Source organism: Rhizobium sp. 01N424, from assembly GCF_056399485.1.
In genome coordinates this window covers 831,705-849,617 of sequence record NZ_JBFTRK010000002.1, presented here as the reverse complement: position 1 = coordinate 849,617, position 17,913 = coordinate 831,705, and the positions used below count along the sequence as shown (strand labels likewise).

General features: G+C 61.4%; 13 protein-coding genes. 6 read left to right on the top strand and 7 right to left on the bottom strand.

Annotation, left to right across the window (positions count from 1 at the left end):
• The first annotated feature begins 186 nt into the window (after positions 1–186).
• Genes AC1DNK_RS09855 through AC1DNK_RS09830 form a run of 6 tightly spaced genes read left to right on the top strand, consistent with a single transcriptional unit; the run spans position 187 to position 6,155 of the window.
• The gene (locus tag AC1DNK_RS09855; RefSeq protein WP_477940720.1) at positions 187–1,440 is read left to right on the top strand and encodes a sarcosine oxidase subunit beta family protein; all 1,254 of its coding nucleotides are present in this window, start codon (positions 187–189) and stop codon (positions 1,438–1,440) included.
• Positions 1,440–1,841 (top strand): hypothetical protein, encoded by a 402-nt coding sequence (locus tag AC1DNK_RS09850; RefSeq protein WP_112385575.1) that lies wholly within the window; start codon positions 1,440–1,442, stop codon positions 1,839–1,841. Before AC1DNK_RS09855 ends, AC1DNK_RS09850 begins: the two co-directional genes overlap by 1 nt.
• A 12-nt stretch (positions 1,842–1,853) precedes the next feature.
• On the top strand, positions 1,854–2,213 hold the full coding sequence (locus AC1DNK_RS09845; protein ID WP_112385574.1) for a sarcosine oxidase subunit delta: 360 nt from the start codon (positions 1,854–1,856) through the stop codon (positions 2,211–2,213).
• Positions 2,210–5,203, top strand: a complete 2,994-nt coding sequence (locus AC1DNK_RS09840; protein WP_477940718.1) for a sarcosine oxidase subunit alpha — start codon at positions 2,210–2,212, stop codon at positions 5,201–5,203. The genes AC1DNK_RS09845 and AC1DNK_RS09840 overlap by 4 nt, the downstream gene beginning before the upstream one ends.
• Positions 5,196–5,744: a sarcosine oxidase subunit gamma gene (locus AC1DNK_RS09835; RefSeq protein WP_477940716.1), complete on the top strand. Its 549-nt coding sequence runs from the start codon at positions 5,196–5,198 to the stop codon at positions 5,742–5,744. Before AC1DNK_RS09840 ends, AC1DNK_RS09835 begins: the two co-directional genes overlap by 8 nt.
• 12 nt (positions 5,745–5,756) lie before the next feature.
• On the top strand, positions 5,757–6,155 hold the full coding sequence (locus tag AC1DNK_RS09830) for a VOC family protein (protein ID WP_477940714.1): 399 nt from the start codon (positions 5,757–5,759) through the stop codon (positions 6,153–6,155).
• A 14-nt stretch (positions 6,156–6,169) separates the two neighbouring features.
• Here the strand turns inward: AC1DNK_RS09830 and AC1DNK_RS09825 are convergent, their stop codons facing one another.
• From AC1DNK_RS09825 to AC1DNK_RS09795, 7 genes are all read right to left on the bottom strand, one after another.
• Entirely contained in the window at positions 6,170–6,655 is a 486-nt protein-coding gene (locus tag AC1DNK_RS09825) for a MaoC family dehydratase (protein WP_112385570.1), read from the bottom strand.
• Between the two features lie 90 nt (positions 6,656–6,745).
• On the bottom strand, positions 6,746–8,716 hold the full coding sequence (gene glgX / locus AC1DNK_RS09820) for a glycogen debranching protein GlgX (RefSeq protein WP_477940712.1): 1,971 nt from the start codon (positions 8,714–8,716) through the stop codon (positions 6,746–6,748).
• A gap of 10 nt (positions 8,717–8,726) precedes the next feature.
• Positions 8,727–10,358, bottom strand: coding sequence for an alpha-D-glucose phosphate-specific phosphoglucomutase (locus AC1DNK_RS09815; RefSeq protein WP_477940710.1), 1,632 nt, complete (start codon positions 10,356–10,358; stop codon positions 8,727–8,729).
• Positions 10,359–10,364: 6 nt separating this feature from the next.
• Positions 10,365–11,807: a glycogen synthase GlgA gene (gene glgA, locus AC1DNK_RS09810; protein WP_477940708.1), complete on the bottom strand. Its 1,443-nt coding sequence runs from the start codon at positions 11,805–11,807 to the stop codon at positions 10,365–10,367.
• A gap of 4 nt (positions 11,808–11,811) precedes the next feature.
• Positions 11,812–13,074: a glucose-1-phosphate adenylyltransferase gene (glgC, locus tag AC1DNK_RS09805; RefSeq protein WP_112385566.1), complete on the bottom strand. Its 1,263-nt coding sequence runs from the start codon at positions 13,072–13,074 to the stop codon at positions 11,812–11,814.
• 22 nt (positions 13,075–13,096) lie between these two features.
• The gene (gene glgB, locus AC1DNK_RS09800) at positions 13,097–15,304 is read right to left on the bottom strand and encodes a 1,4-alpha-glucan branching protein GlgB (protein ID WP_477940706.1); all 2,208 of its coding nucleotides are present in this window, start codon (positions 15,302–15,304) and stop codon (positions 13,097–13,099) included.
• Positions 15,301–17,763 carry a glycogen/starch/alpha-glucan phosphorylase gene (locus AC1DNK_RS09795; RefSeq protein ID WP_112385564.1) on the bottom strand — a complete coding sequence of 821 codons (2,463 nt, stop codon included), beginning with the start codon at positions 17,761–17,763 and terminating at the stop codon, positions 15,301–15,303. The genes glgB and AC1DNK_RS09795 overlap by 4 nt, the downstream gene beginning before the upstream one ends.
• Positions 17,764–17,913: the final 150 nt, after the last annotated feature.

Here is a 17,913-nt window from a genome sequence, read left to right as displayed (position 1 = left end):
CTCTTGGGTTAACCCCAGGCAGGGACTGCATTTACGCGGAACCGGATGGTGTCAGGCACGCGGCACGATCTTGCGCATGTCAAACAAAAGCCGTTCCGCGTCGCAAAAGAAACGTTGTGCCGCTTTTGGATTTGCGATTTGTATGGCCACGAAGAAGAATGCCTGTCCCTAAGGAGATGATGGCGGATGCGGAAATACTCGGTCTTTGCCGTTGCGAGAGAAGCCCTCCGAGCCCACAAGGGTTGGGAGAAGCAGTGGACTTCGCCTGAACCGCGCGCGGAATACGACGTCATCATCGTCGGCGGTGGCGGTCATGGTCTTGGTGCCGCCTATTACCTTGCCAAGGAGCACGGCATTACCAATGTCGCGGTGCTCGAGAAGGGCTGGCTCGGCGGCGGCAATACCGGCCGCAACACGACCATCATCCGCTCGAACTATCTCTATGAAGAGAGCATGCATATCTACGAGCATTCGATGAAGCTCTGGGAGAACCTCTCCCAGGACCTCAACTACAATGTGATGTATTCGCCGCGCGGCGTGATGATGCTCTCGCACAATGTTCACGACCAGCAGTCCTTCAAGCGGCACATCCATGCGAACCGCCTCTACGGCATCGATAATGAATGGCTGACGCCGGAGCAGGCGAAGGCCTATTGCCCGCCGCTCGATATTTCGGCGAGCGCCCGCTACCCGATCAACGGCGCCGCCCTGCAGCGCCGCGGCGGTACTGCGCGTCACGATGCGGTTGCCTGGGGTTACGCACGCGCCGCTTCCGATCGCGGCGTCCACATCATCCAGAATTGCGAAGTCACCGGCATCCGCCGCGGCCCGGATGGCCGTGTCGCCGGTGTCGAGACCACCAAGGGCTATATCGGCGCGAAGAAGATCGGCGTTTCCGCTGCCGGTCACTCGACCGTCGTCATGAACATGGCGGATGTCCGCGTTCCCCTGCAGTCCAGCCCGCTTCAGGCGTTGGTTTCCGAGCCGTTGAAGCCGATCTTCCCCTGCGTCGTCATGTCGAACACCGTGCATGCCTATATTTCGCAGTCGGACAAGGGTGAGCTGGTCATTGGTGCCGGTACGGACCAGTACAATTCCTACTCGCAAACCGGCGGCCTGCAGATCATCACCCATACACTGGACGCCATATGCGAACTCTTCCCGATGTTCCGCCGCGTCAAGATGATGCGGCAGTGGGGCGGTATCGTCGACAACACGCCGGATCGTTCGGCGATCCAGTCGAAGACGCCGGTACCGGGGCTCTACGTCAACTGCGGCTGGGGTACGGGCGGCTTCAAGGCGACGCCGGGTTCGGCGAACCTCTTTGCGCATCTTATTGCTCGCGACGAGGCGCACAAGTTCAATGCCGGGCTGACGCTTGACCGCTTCCGGACCGGCCGCCTCATTGACGAGGCAGCGGCTGCCGCCGTGGCGCACTGATGATTGCGGAAGTCCTTCTTTCGGCGGGACTTGTCATGGGGGCGGTGCCTGCTGGCAATGTCGTGCCGGAAACCGGGGATTTCCGGCTTCAGAAGATCGAGCGGGCAGGGGGCGAAAAGGACTGGCCCTTTGTGGCGGATAGCGGAATGCTGGCCTGCGCCTTCGTTTTCCACCAGCCGGCCGTCTATTTCCTGCCGTCGGAGGGCGGCTCGAAAGACAGGGCCTACGTGATCGATACGGACTTATACGGAATGGCTTTCGCGAATATCGGCATAACGGATGTGTTGAAGCCCTATGAGAATTTCGAGCAGCTGCTCAAACGGATCGGCCCCTATGTCGCGCTTGGCAGGCGGCTTTGCAATCAACCTCCCGGAACCATCGTTTCCGGATCGGAACTCTAAGACAGGTATCACATGCTACTGATCTACTGCCCTTACTGTCAGGAAGAGCGCTCCGAGCTCGAATTCCGCGGCGCCGGCGATGCGCATATCGCCCGCCCAACCGATATCGCGTCGATCTCCGACGAGGCGTTCGAAGAGTATTTCTTCCTGCGCAACAATCCGAAGGGGCTGATCTTCGAGCGCTGGCGGCACATGAACGGCTGTGGCCGCTTCTTCAATGCGGCGCGCGACACGATCAGCGACAAATTCATCAAGACGTACAAGGCAGGCGAGCCGAAGCCTGAGATCGGCGCTGCCGCCGTTCCGCACGCCCCCGTCGAAACCTATGAAGCCGTGGTTGTCGAAGACAACCGAGAGGGAGACGCGAAATGAGCGGCGCGAACCGTATTGCAGGCAAGGGGCGTCTGACGCCTGCCAAGACCGCCCGCTTCACCTTCGACGGCAAGAGCTACACGGCGCTTGAGGGCGACACCGTCGCTTCGGCGCTGATTGCCAATGGCGTGCATCTGGTCGGCCGTTCCTTCAAGTACCACCGTCCGCGCGGCATCCTGTCTGCCGGTGCGGAAGAGCCGAATGCGCTGATCGACGTTGCGCGTGACAGTGCCCGCAAGCAGCCGAACGTCCGCGCAACGGTTCAGGAAGTCTTCGACGGTATGATCGTCAAGTCGCAGAACCGTTTCCCGTCGCTCGCCTTCGATATCGGCGGCGTCAACAATTTGATGTCGCCGTTCTTCGCGGCCGGCTTCTACTACAAGACCTTCATGTGGCCGAAGGCTGCCTGGAAACATGTCTACGAGCCGATGATCCGCCGGGCCGCGGGTCTAGGCGTCGCGCCGGCCGAAGCCGATCCCGATCACTATGCCAGCCGCTACGCGCATTGCGACGTGCTGGTTGCCGGTGCCGGCGTTGCCGGTCTTTCGGCAGCTCTCGCTGCGGCCGAAGCTGGCGCAAACGTCATCCTCTGCGACGAGCAGGCGGATGTCGGCGGCGCGCTGCGTTATGACAGCGGCGTCAAGATCGATGGCGTCGATGGCTATACCTGGGCGCAGCAGACGGCTGCCAAGCTCCGGGCGATGGACAATGTCCAGGTGCTGACCCGTACGACGGCCTTCGGCTACTACAACCACAATTTCGTGGCGCTTGCCGAGCGCGTTACCGACCACGTTTCCAACCCCGGCCGCGAATTGCCGCGCGAGCGCCTCTGGCAGGTGCGTGCCAAGCGGGTTATCCTCGCCAATGGTGCGATCGAGCGCCACATGGTGTTCCCGAACAACGACCGCCCGGGCATCATGCTGGCATCTGCCGCGCGCATGTACCTCAACCAGTACGGCGTGGCCATCGGTGCGAAGGTCGGCGTCTATACCGCGCATGACTCGGCCTATGAGGCTGCCTTCGATCTGAAGCGCGCCGGTGTCGCGATCGCGGCGATCGTCGATTGCCGCCCGCAGCCGGGTGCCGCGGTTCTGGCCGAAGCCCGTTCGCTCGGCATCGAGGTTCTGGCAGGCCATGCGGTGCTCGATACCGCCGGCAAGCTGCGCGTCTCCTCAATGACCGTTGCCCGCAATGGCGGCAGCTCGCCGCGCAAGATCGCCATCGACGCGCTGCTGGTGTCCGCCGGCTGGACGCCCTCGGTGCATCTGTTCTCGCAGTCTCGCGGCAAGGTGAAGTTCGACGTGGAGACCGAGCGGTTCCTGCCGGGGACCTATGCGCAGGAATGCCTCTCAGTCGGCGCCTGCAACGGCACCGACGATCTGCAGCAGACGATCGAAGAATCGCTTGCCGCCGGTGAACTGATGGCGCAGGCATCCGGCAAGCAGGGCAGCGGCAAGATCAGCATCGCTGCTGAGCAGGCTTTCCAGTGGACCGGCGGCATGATCGGCGCCGCTGAAGGTGCCGGCCCCGATACCAGTGCCAAGGCCTTCATCGATTTCCAGCACGACGTCTGCGCCAAGGACATCCGCCTTGCCGTTCGCGAAGGCATGCATTCGATCGAGCACATCAAGCGCTTCACGACGAATGGCATGGCATCCGACCAGGGCAAGCTGTCCAACATGCACGGCCTGGCGATCGCCGCCGAAATGCTGGGCAAGGATATCCCGCAGGTCGGCCTCACCACCTTCCGCGCGCCCTATACGCCGGTCACCTACGGTACGCTGATCGCGCATTCGCGCGGCGAGCTGTTCGACCCGACGCGCAAGACGCCGCTGCACCAGTGGGAAGAGGCGCAGGGTGCGGTGTTCGAGGATGTCGGCAACTGGAAGCGCGCCTGGTTCTATCCGCGTGCGGGCGAGACCATGCATCAGGCCGTTTCGCGTGAGTGCAGGACGGCGCGTGAAGTCGCGGGCGTATTCGACGCTTCGACCCTCGGCAAGATTGAGGTTGTCGGCCCCGATGCCGCCCAGTTTATGAATCTGATGTATACCAACGCCTGGGATACGCTGAAGCCCGGCAAGTGCCGCTATGGCATCATGACCCGCGAAGACGGTTTCGTTTACGACGACGGCGTCGTCGGCCGCCTGAGCGAGGATCGCTTCCATGTGACGACGACGACGGGTGGTGCGCCGCGCGTTCTCAACCATATGGAAGACTACCTGCAGACGGAATTCCCGCATCTGAACGTCTGGCTGACCTCGGTCACCGAACAGTGGGCGGTCATTGCGGTTCAGGGCCCGAAGGCACGCGAGATCATCACTCCGCTCGTCGAGGGCGTCGATATCTCCAACGAAGCCTTCCCGCATATGAGCGTTGCCGAGTGCAAGGTCATGGGCGTTCCGGCACGTCTGTTCCGCGTTTCGTTCACCGGTGAGGCTGGTTTCGAAATCAACGTTCCTGCCGATTACGGTCAGGCCGTGCTCGAAGCCGTCTGGGCCAATGCAGAGCCGTTCGGCGCCTGCGCCTACGGTACGGAAACCATGCACGTGCTGCGCGCCGAGAAGGGCTACATCATCGTCGGCCAGGACACCGACGGCACTGTCACACCTGACGATGCCGGTCTTTCCTGGGCGGTTTCCAAGAAGAAGACCGATTTCGTCGGCATCCGCGGCCTGAAGCGCATCGACCTGACGAAGGAAGGCCGCAAGCAGCTGGTCGGTCTCGTGACAAAGGATCCGAACGTGGTTCTCGAGGAAGGTGCGCAGGTCGTTGCCAATCCGAACGAGCCGAAGCCGATGACGATGCTCGGGCATGTCACCTCGTCCTACTGGTCTGAAAATTGCGGCCGCTCGATCGCCTTCGCGCTCGTTGCCGGCGGCAGGGCGCGGATGGGCGAGACGCTCTACATACCGATGCCCGACAAGACCATTGCCGTCGAGGTGACGGATATGGTGTTCTTTGACAAGGAAGGAGGCCGGATCAATGGCTGAGACCGCAATTCGTAGATCCGTTCTCGCTGGCCGTCATGGCGGCTCCTCGGCCGTCCGGTTGACCTCGGCGGCACCCGCAACGCGGGTGGCGCTGCGGGCACCGCAGGCTTCGCTTCAGGCGCTGTCGGCAGCTCTTGGCGTGACCATCCCGAACGTGCCGAAGACATCCGGCCGTTCCGGTGGACGCTCGGTGCTGTGGATCGGCCCGGACGAATGGCTGGTCATCGACGAAAGCGGTGCCGACCTGATGGCCGCTCTGTCCGGTGTCTCTGAGATGCATTCGGCAACCGACGTCTCGCACCGCAATGTCGGTATCATCGTCTCGGGTCCGGGTGCGGAACTGGCTCTCGCCTCCGGCTGCCCTCAGGACCTGTCACTCGCAACCTTCCCTGTTGGAGCCTGCTCGCGCACGATCTTCGGCAAGGCCGAAATCATCCTCTTCCGCACGGAAGACGATACGTTCCGCGTCGAATGCTGGCGCTCCTTCGCGACCTTTGTCTTCGGTCTTCTCAGCGAAGGTGCCGAGGACGCCGGGCACTAGGGCGGATTGCCGATGCTGCATCATATCTCCCTCGGCGTTTCGGACGTCGAACGTTCGGCGGCATTTTATGATGCTGTTCTTCAGCCGCTCGGCTACGTTCGGGTTTGGGAAGATTTCCGGCCGGGGGAGGCCGGGCAGGCAGTTGGCTACGGTGTGCCGGGTGGTGGCGACAAGCTGGCGCTGAAGCATGTCTCTGAACGGCAGCGTCCTCCCGGTCCGGGCTTCCACCTGGCGGTTGCAGCACCCGATCGCAACGCCGTCGCGCTATTTCACGCGGCGGCCTTGGCTAACGGAGGCAGCGACAATGGACGCCCTGGCCTCAGACCCGACTATGGCGAGCATTACTATGCAGCCTTTATCGTCGACCCTGATGGCCATCATTTGGAAGCCGTATTGAATTCAGCGGATTAAGAACCGCGTCAGTCTCATGCCGCCGGCCGGTCCTTCGGGTCGAACTGAGCAATGGTAATCCAGTTGGCCGTCAGCGCCGGTTTCTTCTCGTTTTCGATTTCGACCGATACTTCATAGGTCGTCATCATCATCGCTGCGCCACGCAGGCGGGCGTCGGCGAGGGTGAAATGGCCGCGGATGCGCGCGCCGGTCTTCACCGGTGACATGAAGCGGATCTTGTCGAAGCCGTAGTTGATGCCCATCGTCTGTTCGCGGATCTTCGGCAGAGCGTCGAAGTTCATCGCCGAGAGCAGCGACAGTGTCAGGAAGCCATGGGCGATCGTTCCGCCGTAAGGGCTTTCGGCGGCCGCGCGTTCGGGATCGGTGTGGATGAACTGGTGGTCGTTGGTGGCGCCGGCAAAGGCATCGATCATCGTCTGATCGACCGTGATCCAATCGGAGATCCCGGTCTTGGTGCCGACGAGACCTTTCACGTCGGCGAGCGCAATTTCCTTACCCATACAATCCTCGTCAAAACAGCCGCGAGCATCAAGCCTTATCGCGCCTTTGTGACGGTTGCGACAAGGATTCGCGCCTGATGACCGGCCAGCTCAATTTTCCAGATAGAACATAGCGCTACGAGCCGGAAGCGATACCGTCTGATCGACTTTTTTGCTGCCGGAACGCGTCAGTTCGCGCCATGCGGCCCCAGCCGGAAGTGTGAACGATACGGGTGCGCTTGCACGGTTGAACAGCACGGAAAGCCGGGTGGTCTTTCGCGCGGTGCCGTCTCGGGTCGCAACCATCATGCCGAAAGAAGAGAGGTTGGGTGTCTCCCATTCCCCTGTGGTCATCGGCTGGCCTGAAGGAGACAACCAGGCGACGTCACCATTGCCGGTGAAGAAGCCGTTTTCGGAAAAGACCGGGAAACGCTTCCTGATCGCGGAGACAAAGGCAGTGTGGGCGATCAACTCGTCATCGAGCGTTTTCCAATCCACCCAGGTGATCTCGTTGTCCTGGCAGTAGGCGTTGTTGTTGCCGCGCTGGCTGCGGCCGCCCTCGTCGCCGGCCGTCAGCATGATGCTGCCGCGGCTGGCGAACAGCGTTGCAATCAGCGCCATCAGGTCGGCACGGCGCCTTGCGATAATGTCTGGATATTTCGTCTCGCCTTCGACGCCGTTGTTCCAGGAATGGTTCTCATTGTGGCCGTCGCGATTGTCCTCGCCGTTTGCCTCGTTGTGCTTGCCGTTATACGAGACGAGGTCTTTCAGCGTGAAGCCGTCATGGGCGGCGAGGAAATTGACGCTGCGGGTCGTCTGACGGCCGTCGCGGCCGAAGATGTCGGAGGAGCCTGCAAGTGCGGTTGCCAGTGGCCCGGTCTTCCAGTCGTCGCCACGCCAGTAGCAACGGATATCGTCGCGGACGTGGTCGTTCCACTCAAGGAAGGCGCCGGGGAAATTGCCGAGCTGATAGCCGCCGGGACCGATATCCCAGGGCTCGGCGATCATGACGCGATCAGCGAGCACGTCGTCGGCTAGGATCGCCGACAGTGTCTCACCGTGACCTTCGAAGCCGGAGGCAGTGCGGCCGAGCACGGGAGCGAGATCGAAGCGGAAGCCATCGATGGCAGCGCCGAGAACGAAATGCCTGAGGCTGTCGATGATCAGCTGGCGGATATAGGGGTGATCGCAGGCGACTGTGTTGCCGGTTCCAGTATCGTTGACGAGCTCGCCCGGGCGGCCCGGCAGGTGGCGGTAGAAGGAGAGGTTGTCGAGCCCGCGCATCGACAGCGTCGTGCCGTAGCGGTCGCTTTCGCCGGTGTGATTGAAAACGAGATCGAGGATGACGGCGATGCCTTCGGCATGCAGCTTGGCGACAGTATCGCGCAGCTCGGCCATGCCGCCGGGGCAGAGGCGGGGATCAAGCGCCATGAAGGCAACGGGATTGTAGCCCCAGCCGTTGGTCAGTCCGAGCGGCGGCAGGTGGCGTTCGTCGATCCAGGCGGTGATCGGCATCAGCTCGACCGCATCGACGCCGATCCGCTTGAGATGCGCAATAATGGACGGGTGAGCGAGGGCGGCAACGGTGCCGCGTTGTTTCTCAGGCACATCCGGATGAAGCATGGTGAAGGGCTTGACCGCGACTTCATAGATGAAGCCGCCGGGACGGAAAAGCGGTTTTCCAAGCTTTGCCTTCTGATCGCGGGTGACGATCGCCTTGGGCATCAAGTCCTGGGTCTCTTCACCAAAGGTGCCGAGGCGCGGATCATGTCGGAACGGACGGTCGAGCTCCTTGGCGTAGGGATCGACGAGCAGCTTCGACGGGTCGAACCACAGGCCGTTGTCAGGCGCGTAGATGCCATCAGCGCGCAGCCCGTAGCGTGCGCCTTCCTTCAGATTATCTACGAAGAGGCGGTGGATGTAGCCATCCTCACGCGCCATCGGCAGGCGCGCGACCTGCTTATTGCCGCTCTTGTCGAAGAGGCAGAGCTGGATCTCTGCGGCATGTTGCGACCAGACTGTGAACTCGACGCCGGTCTCGAAAAGAACGGCGCCACCTTTTGCCCTGTTGTCCGCCCGCATGTGCCCCCGGTCAGGTAATGACGGAAGGTGCGTCCCGGCCCGTGCGCTTGCGGATGTCTGCGATGGCTTCCGCGGCGGCGATCAGGTCGGCCAGCGCCTCCTGCGTTTCGATGTTGTGCCGGCTCGAATCCGGCTCGTAACGCTCGATATAGACGCGCAGGGTTGCGCCAGACGTACCAGTGCCGGAGAGACGGAACACGACGCGGGAGCCGCCCTTGAACAGGATACGGATGCCCTGATGCTCGCTGACCGACTTATCGACCGGATCGTGATAAGCAAAATCGTCGGCCTTTTCGGCCGTCAGACTGCCGAAGACCTTGCCGGGCAAGGTGGGAAGTTGGATGCGCAGATTGTCGATCAGGCCATTTGCGGCATCGGTATCGACGGCTTCATAGTCGTGGCGCGAATAGTAGTTGCGGCCGTATGTCTGCCAATGCTGGGTGACGACGTCCTGAACGCTTTCACCACGCACAGCGAGTATGTTCAGCCAGAGCAGCACGGCCCAGAGGCCGTCCTTTTCGCGAACATGGTTGGAACCGGTACCGGCGCTCTCTTCGCCGCAGATCGTCGCCATGCCTGCGTCGAGAAGATTGCCGAAGAACTTCCAGCCGGTCGGCGTTTCATACATGCCGATGCCGCGCTTTTCGGCAACGCGGTCTGCCGCGCCCGACGTCGGCATCGAGCGGGCGATACCGGCGAGGCCGCCGGAGTAACCGGGCGCCAGATGCGCGTTGGCAGCGAGGATCGCCAGGCTGTCTGATGGCGTCACGAAGATACCGCGGCCGACAATGAGGTTGCGGTCGCCGTCGCCGTCGGATGCTGCGCCGAAATCGGGCGCATCATCGCCCATCATCTCGTCGTAGAGTTCCTTGCAGTGAACCGGGTTCGGGTCCGGATGGTGGCCGCCGAAATCAGGCAGCGGCATGAAATTGCGGACCGAGCCCAGCGGCGCGCCGAGACGGTTTTCGAAGATTTCCTTAGCGTAGGGGCCGGTGACGGCGCTCATCGCATCGAAGGCGATCCGGAAACCGAGGCTGATCAGATTGCGGATGGCGCCGAAATCGAACAGCTCTTCCATCATCGCGGCATAGTCTTCGACCGAATCGATGACCGAGAGAATCATGCCACCCGGAAGCTCTTCCTTGCCGATGCGGTCGATATTGACGTCGCCGAAGTCGGCGATCTTGTAGCTGTCGATCACCTTGGTGCGGGCATAGATCGCGTCAGTGATCTTTTCGGGCGCCGGGCCACCATTGTTGACGTTGTATTTGATGCCGAAGTCTTCGGTCGGACCGCCGGGATTGTGGCTGGCGGAGAGAATGATGCCGCCGAAAGCCTTGTATTTGCGGATGATGTGGGACGCCGCAGGTGTCGAGAGAATGCCGCCCTTGCCAACGATCACTTTGCCGAAGCCATTGGCAGCAGCGAGCTTGATCGCCTTCTGGATGACTTCGCGATTGTAGTAACGTCCGTCACCACCGATGACGAGGCTCTTGCCCTGGTATCCCTCCAGCGAATCGAAGATCGACTGGATGAAGTTCTCAGCATAGTTCGGCTGCTGGAAGACCGGGACCTTCTTGCGGAGACCCGATGTGCCGGGTTTCTGATCCTGGAAGGGCGTGGTGGATACGGACTTGTTCATTTTCTGTCACTTGCCTTTCGGGGCGAGGCTTGAATACAGGGCAGCGTAGCGTTCGGCGCTCTTCTCCCACGAGACATCCGATTTCATGCCCTGCTTTTGCAGTTGGGTCCAGACTTTTTGATCCGCATAGAGTGTCATCGCGCGGCGGATGGCCTGTAGCATACCCTCAGCCGTGACGGGAGAAAACTGTATTCCTGTCGCAGCTTTAGCCGCAAGCGCGGCATGGTTAGCATCGATTACCGTGTCGTTGAGGCCGCCTGTGCGCGCAACGATCGGCACACAGCCGTAGCGCAGGCCGTAGAGCTGCGTCAGGCCGCAGGGCTCGAATCGCGACGGAATGATGATGGCGTCGCAACCGGCCTGCATGAGATGCGACATTGGCTCATTATAGCCGATCGAGATGCCGATGCGGCCGGGATGGCGGGCGGCGGCGGCCAGAAGCGAGCCTTCGAGCGCCGGATCGCCGGAACCGAGAATCGCGAGCTTGCCGCCGAGTGCGACGATTTCGTCTGCCGTTGCGGCGATGAGATCCATGCCCTTTTGCCAGGTGAGGCGGCTGATGATGCAGAAGATCGGCGCGCCGTCGTCATGCAGCCGGAAGAATTCGGCGATCGACTTGCGGTTCTCGTCGCGGTTCTTCAGCGTCGTCGGGCCATAGTGGGTGTGGACGACGGGATCGGTGGCGGGGTTCCAGATGTCGGCGTCGATGCCGTTGACGATACCGTGCAGCGCATCGCGGCGGATGGCGATGACGCCCTCGAGCCCCATGCCGAATTCCGGCGTGAGGATTTCGTCGGCATAGGACGGGCTCACCGTGGTGATCGCCCAGGCGGTCTGCAGCCCGCCCTTCAGGTAGCCGAGATGACCGTAATACTCGATGCTCTCGGTCGAGAACGCATGCGGCGGCAGGCGGAGGCCGGGGAAGACTTCTGCGCCGAACTGGCCCTGGAAGGCGATATTGTGAACGGTCAGGACACTCGGCAGTTCGGGCGTCGGATAGTAGCGCATGTAGACGGGCGTCAGCGCCGCCTGCCAGTCATGGGCGTGTACGAGATCGGGACGCCAGTCCGGCATCAGGCCGGCGGCGATCTCGGCGCCGGCCAGAGACAGGGCGGCGAAGCGCCGCCAGTTGTCGGTGTAGTCTTTGCCGGTCTGGTCCAGATAAGGGCCACCCGGGCGATCGTAATAAGCCGGGGCATCGAGCACGAGGATATCGAGACCCTCGTGCTGCACTTCCAGAACCGTCGCGGGCTCTCCCAGGAGATCATCGAACTGCAGGCGGACGACGGGATCGCGAATGGCCTTCATGACGGCGGGGTAGCCGGGCATGAGGGTTTTCGTTTCGACGCCGTACCGCTTGAGAGCGATGGGCAGGGCGCCCGCCACATCGGCGAGCCCCCCTGTCTTGATCAAAGGGAAGACTTCGGACGAAACCGAAAGGACTTTCATATGTTTAAAGATCCAACTTATCGATCATAGGCTGCGTAATCAGGCAAATGCCGCTTTCGGTGCGCCGGAAGCGCTTGGCATCCAGGATCGGATCCTCACCGACGATGAGGCCTTCCGGAATGACGACGCCATGGTCGATCACGACATTCTTCAGCTGCGCGCGGCGGCCGATCTTGACGCTCGGCAGAACGACGGCACCTTCGAGTTTCGAATAGGAGTTAGCGCGCACGCCTGTGAAGAGAAGGCTCTTGTTGAGGCTGGCACCGGAGATGATGCAGTCGCCGGCAACCACCGAGGAGGTTGCCGAGCCGCGGCGGTTTTCGTCGTCATGGACGAACTTCGCCGGCGGGGTGATTTCCGCATAGGTCCAGATCGGCCAGGACTTGTCGTAGATATCGAGATCCGGAACGATCGCCGTCAGGTCGATATTGGCCTGCCAGTAGGCTTCGATCGTTCCGACATCACGCCAGTAAGGCTCGTTCTCGAAGTCTGAGCGGACGCAGGAATTGGCGAAGCGATGGGCGACGGCCTTACCGTTTTTGACGATGTAGGGGATGATGTCCTTGCCGAAATCCTTGCTGGAATTCGGATCGGCCGCATCGCGCTTGAGAGCATCGATCAGGAACTTCGTGTGGAAGACATAGATGCCCATCGAGGCAAACGAGCTGTCCGGCTTGCCGGGAATGGCTGGCGGATCGGCCGGCTTTTCGACGAAGTCGATAATCCGGTCGGTCTCGTCGACATGCACGACGCCAAAGCCCGTGGCTTCCATGCGCGGCACTTCGAGGCAGCCGATAGTCACGTCAGCGCCGCTGTCGACATGCTGCTGCAGCATGTATTCGTAGTCCATCTTGTAGATATGGTCGCCGGCGAGGATGACCATATACTCAACGCCGTAATCCTGGATGATGTCGATGTTCTGGTAGACGGCGTCGGCCGTGCCTTCATACCATTGCGTTTCTGAAACGCGCTGGGAGGCCGGCAGGATGTCGAAGCTCTCGTTGCGTTCCGGGCGGAAGAAGTTCCAGCCGCGCTGCATGTGGCGGATCAGGGAGTGCGCCTTGTACTGCGTCGCGACGCCGATGCGGCGGATACCTGAATTCAGCGCATTGGACAGCGCGAAGTCGATAATACGGGCCTTGCCGCCGAAATACACCGCGGGCTTGGCGCGGCGGTCGGTGAGTTCCTTCAGACGGCTTCCTCTACCGCCCGCCAGAACGTAAGCCATTGCATCGCGGGCAAGTGGCTGAATGCGCTTCTCTACCATAGTCTACTCCTCCCACCAGTCTTCAAGTCTCAGGTTCAAGCATGATCGTCGCCAGCGGCGGCAAGGTGATCGTGGCGGCGATGGTGCCGCCCGCATTGACGGCTTGTACGCGCCCGCCATTGCCCTTGCCGCTGCCGCCGTAGATGTCGGCATCGGTGTTCAGAACTTCCCGCCAGCGCCCCTCGAGCGGCAGGCGGATAGCGTAGTTCTCGCGATAAACGGGTGTGAAGTTGGTGATCACAGCAACAGGCTTCTGTCCCGGCGCCTTTCGCAGCCAGGCGAAGACCGAATTTTCCTGGTCGTCGGCGATCAGCCACTCGAAACCTTCGCCCTCGCAATCGCGGGCATGCAGCGCCGGCTTGGAGCGGTAGGTGAAGTTGAGATCGCGGACGAGGCGGCGCATGCCTTCGTGCATGCGGTATTGAAGGAGGTTCCAGTCGAGCGACGTCGCCTCGCTCCATTCGCTCCACTGCGCGAATTCCTGGCCCATGAACAACAGCTTCTTGCCGGGATATCCCCACATGAAAGCGTAGTAGGCGCGCAGGTTCGCAAATTTCTGCCAGTCGTCGCCCGGCATCTTGGCGATCAGCGAGCCTTTGCCGTGCACCACTTCGTCATGCGACAGCGGCAGGACGAAGTTTTCGGAATAGGCATAGAGCAGGCCGAAGGTCAGCTCGTTGTGGTGGAACTGGCGGTGAACCGGCTCGCGCTTCATGTAGCTCAGCGTGTCGTGCATGAAGCCCATGTTCCACTTGAAGCCGAAGCCGAGGCCGCCTTCATGAACGGGCTGGGAGACCTTCGGCCAGGAGGTGGATTCCTCGGCGATGGTCATGACGCCGGGATGTTCGGCATAGATGCGGGTGTTCATATCCTGGAGGAAGCGAACCGCCTCGAGGTTTTCGTTGCCGCCATATTCGTTGGGAATCCATTCGCCGTGCTTGCGCGAATAGTCGAGGTAGAGCATCGACGCGACCGCATCGACGCGCAGGCCGTCGAGATGGAACTTCTCGGCCCAATACAGTGCATTGTTGACGAGATAAGACAGGACTTCGGTGCGGCCGAAATTGTAGATCGCCGTGTTCCAGTCCGGATGGAAGCCCTTGCGCGGATCCTCATGCTCGTAGAGTGCCGTGCCGTCGAACCAGCCGAGGCCGTGTTCATCCGTTGGGAAATGGGCCGGCACCCAATCCAGGATGACGCCGATGCCGACCTTGTGGCAGCCGTTGACGAAACGGGCAAAGCCTTCAGGCTCGCCGAAGCGGGCGCTGGGCGCATAGAGGCCGGTCGTCTGGTAGCCCCAGGAGGGATCATATGGATGTTCGGTGATCGGCAGGAATTCGATATGGGTGAAGCCCATATCGACGACATAGGGGATCAGCGTGTTGGCAAGCTCGTCCCAGGACAGGAACGTGCCGTCCTGGCGAAGCTGCCATGAACCGGCATGAACCTCGTAAATGGAGATCGGCTGGCGGCGCTTGTCGGTTTCGCGCCAATGCTTGAGATGGGCTTCGTCGTCCCAATCCTGGAGCAGCTCAGGGGCGGTGACGGAGGCGGTCTTCGGGCGCAGCTCGCTGCGGCGTGCGAAGGGGTCAGCTTTCAGCGGCAGCAATACGCCGTCGTTGCCGCGGATTTCGAACTTGTAGGGAACGCCTGTCGGTACGTCGGGCGCAAAGATTTCCCAGATGCCGGCGCCTGAGCGGAAGCGCATGACGTGGCGCCGGCCGTCCCAGTTGTTGAAATCGCCGACGACGGAGACGCGCTGAGCATTCGGTGCCCAGACGGCGAAGTGGATGCCCTGCGCGCCTTCATGCTTGATCCAATGCGCGCCCATCTTGTCGAAAAGTCTCAGATGTGAGCCTTCGCGGACATAATAATCGTCCATCGGCCCGAGCACGGGACCGAAGCTGTAAGGATCGGTCACCGCCCATTCGGCATCGCCGCGGCGGGCGCGATAGCGGACCGGTTGCTGCTTGGTGAGTTTCACCGGTCCGGCGAAGAAGCCGTCCGGATGAAGCTGCTTGAGATCGCCGACGGCGGTGCCGTCGAGCGTCATCGCCGTCACTTCTTCCGCACCGGGAATGAAGCAACGGGCCGCGAAACCAACGCCGGCCTGATGGACGCCGAGCGCGGCGAATGGATTTGCGTGCGAACCAGCGAGGATCGCCGCGATTTCGTCTGCCGAAATTTCCCAGGGACGCTTTACCTCGGGGGCAGTTTTCGGCGTTTTCATCCAGCTCTCCAGATTTCCTCGGCATATTGCCGAATCGTACGGTCAGACGAGAACCAACCCATCCGCGCCGTATTGTTGATCGTCTTGGTGTACCAGGAGGACTTGTTGTTCCAGATCTGGTCCACCTCGCGCTGAGCGGCGGCATAGGCATCAAAATCGGCAGCGACCATGAACCAGTCGTGCGAATAGATACCGTCGATCAACTGGGCATATCGGTTCCGGTCGTCCGGCGAGAACACGCCGCCAGCAATCGAGGCAAGCGCCTGCGACAGCTCGCGCGAGCTTTCGATGATCGCACGCGGATTGTGGCCGTCGCTGCGCACCTTCGCAACTTCATCGGCCTGCAGGCCGAAGATCACGATGTTGTCTTCGCCGACATTGTCGCGCATTTCGACATTGGCGCCGTCAAGCGTGCCGATCGTCAGCGCGCCGTTGAGGCCGAACTTCATGTTGCCGGTGCCAGAGGCTTCCATGCCGGCGGTGGAGATCTGCTCGGACAGGTCGGCTGCGGGAACCATGACTTCGGCCAGCGAGACGTTGTAGTTCGGCACGAACACGACCTTCAGCAGGCCGCGAACGGCAGGGTCATTGTTGATCGTGCGGGCGACGTCGTTGATCAGCTTGATGATCAGTTTGGCGTTGTGATAGCTCGGCGCCGCCTTGCCGGCGAAGAGCTTGACGCGCGGGGTCCAGTCCATCTCGGGATGCGAGCGGATCTGGTCGTAGAGTGCCACGGCTTCGATGACGTTGAGCAGCTGGCGCTTATATTCGTGGATGCGCTTGATCTGGATGTCGAACATCGCAGACGGATCGAGCTTCACGCCCATCCGGCTGGCGACGAGGTTGGACAGAGCCACCTTGTTGGCGCGTTTGACGGCTGCGAACTTCTGTTGGAATGCCGGATCGCTGGCAAACTTCTCGAGCGGTTTCAGCTTTTCCGCATCATCCAGGAACTCGTCGCCGATCGCTTCGCGGATCAGGCCTGTCAGACCCGGATTGCACTGCTGCAGCCAGCGGCGCGGCGTTATGCCGTTTGTCTTGTTGTTGATGCGGTCAGGATAGAGCTTGTGCAGATCTGCAAAGACCGTGACCTTCATCAGGTCGGTATGCAGGGCCGATACGCCATTGATCGAGTGCGAGCCCACGAAGGCGAGGTTGCCCATGCGCACCCGGCGGTCGCCGCTTTCGTCGATCAGCGAGATCGAGCGGATTTCCGTGTCGGAGAAGTTCTTCTCGCGGCGGGCCTCGCGAAGAACCTTGGCATTGATCGCGTAGATCAGCTGCATGTGGCGCGGCAGAAGGCGCTCGAAGAGCGGGATCGGCCAGGTTTCCAGCGCTTCTGGCAGCAGCGTGTGGTTGGTGTAGGAAATCGTGCCGCGGACGATCTCGAAAGCCTGTTCGAAATCGAGGCCATGCACATCGCAAAGCAGACGCGTCAGCTCCGCAACCGAGACGGCAGGGTGCGTGTCGTTCAGCTGGATCGCCACCTTGTCCGGCAGCGATGTGAAATCGTCATACTGCTGAAGATGGCGGCGCAGGATGTCCTGCAGCGAAGCGGAGGAGAAGAAGAACTCCTGGCGCAGGCGCAGCTCCTGCCCTGCCGGCGTGCCATCGGCCGGGTAGAGAACACGGGTCAGGCTTTCAGCCTTGTTGCTTTCGCGGAGCGCGCCGATGTGATCGCCGGCATTGAAGGCATCGAGCAGGATCGGGTCGATCGGCTGGGCCGACCAGAGGCGCAGCGTGTTGACGCGCTTGCCGCGCCAGCCGACGACCGGGGTGTCGAAGGCGGCGGCGATGACACGCTCTGCCGGCTTCCAGACATAACGCGGCTCGCCGTCATGATCGCCGACGACGTCAACGGTGCCGCCGAAGCCGATTTCGTAAGCGCTTTCGCGGCGCTCGAATTCCCACGGATTGCCGTGGGCGAGCCAGCTTTCCGGAAGCTCGACCTGCCAGCCGTCTGCAAGCTGCTGGCGGAACAGGCCGTGGACATAGCGAATACCGTAGCCGTAAGCAGGGACATCGACCGTTGCCATGCTTTCCATGAAACATGCGGCGAGACGGCCGAGGCCGCCGTTGCCGAGTGCGGCATCCGGTTCCAGTCCTGCAATGACGTTGACATCGACGCCGAGCGAGGTCAGCGCGTCGCTGACTTCCTCCATCAATCCCATGTTGGAAATGGCATCGCGCATCAGGCGACCGATCAGGAATTCCAGGGATAGGTAGTAAACGCGCTTGTCGCCGGTGGAATAGACCTTGCGCGTGGATTCCATCCACTTGTCGATGATCCGGTCACGGACGACGAGGATCGTGGCGGTCAGCCAGTCGTGCGGCTTGGCAACTTTGGCATCCTTGCCGATGCGGTAGGTGAGGCGCTCAATAATTTCTTCCGCAAGAATTTCAGGCCGGGAGCTGCGAGGAGCGGGGGAGGGGATGGTCGGCTTGGAAGCTGTTGTCATCGTCAGGTCTCGCCAATTTTGATTTGATTTCAGTATGTTATGCCTGAGGTAATCGCTTTGTCGCACACACGAATACTGTCAGTTTATGCACCGTTACCAAGCACTTGCAACAAAGGATTTAACCAAAGCAAAAATTTGCGGAACCTTCAC

Bases quoted from the DNA above. Each gene is read 5' to 3' on its own strand.
- AC1DNK_RS09835 (WP_477940716.1), top strand. From the start codon at position 5,196: ATGGCTGAGACCGCAATTCGTAGATCCGTTCTCGCTGGCCGTCATGGC.
- glgX (WP_477940712.1), bottom strand. From the start codon at position 8,716: ATGCGGGCGGACAACAGGGCAAAAGGTGGCGCCGTTCTTTTCGAGACC.
- AC1DNK_RS09840 (WP_477940718.1), top strand. From the start codon at position 2,210: ATGAGCGGCGCGAACCGTATTGCAGGCAAGGGGCGTCTGACGCCTGCC.
- glgB (WP_477940706.1), bottom strand. From the start codon at position 15,304: ATGAAAACGCCGAAAACTGCCCCCGAGGTAAAGCGTCCCTGGGAAATT.
- AC1DNK_RS09825 (WP_112385570.1), bottom strand. From the start codon at position 6,655: ATGGGTAAGGAAATTGCGCTCGCCGACGTGAAAGGTCTCGTCGGCACC.
- AC1DNK_RS09855 (WP_477940720.1), top strand. From the start codon at position 187: ATGCGGAAATACTCGGTCTTTGCCGTTGCGAGAGAAGCCCTCCGAGCC.
- glgA (WP_477940708.1), bottom strand. From the start codon at position 11,807: ATGAAAGTCCTTTCGGTTTCGTCCGAAGTCTTCCCTTTGATCAAGACA.
- AC1DNK_RS09845 (WP_112385574.1), top strand. From the start codon at position 1,854: ATGCTACTGATCTACTGCCCTTACTGTCAGGAAGAGCGCTCCGAGCTC.
- AC1DNK_RS09850 (WP_112385575.1), top strand. From the start codon at position 1,440: ATGATTGCGGAAGTCCTTCTTTCGGCGGGACTTGTCATGGGGGCGGTG.
- glgC (WP_112385566.1), bottom strand. From the start codon at position 13,074: ATGGTAGAGAAGCGCATTCAGCCACTTGCCCGCGATGCAATGGCTTAC.
- AC1DNK_RS09830 (WP_477940714.1), top strand. From the start codon at position 5,757: ATGCTGCATCATATCTCCCTCGGCGTTTCGGACGTCGAACGTTCGGCG.
- AC1DNK_RS09815 (WP_477940710.1), bottom strand. From the start codon at position 10,358: ATGAACAAGTCCGTATCCACCACGCCCTTCCAGGATCAGAAACCCGGC.
- AC1DNK_RS09795 (WP_112385564.1), bottom strand. From the start codon at position 17,763: ATGACAACAGCTTCCAAGCCGACCATCCCCTCCCCCGCTCCTCGCAGC.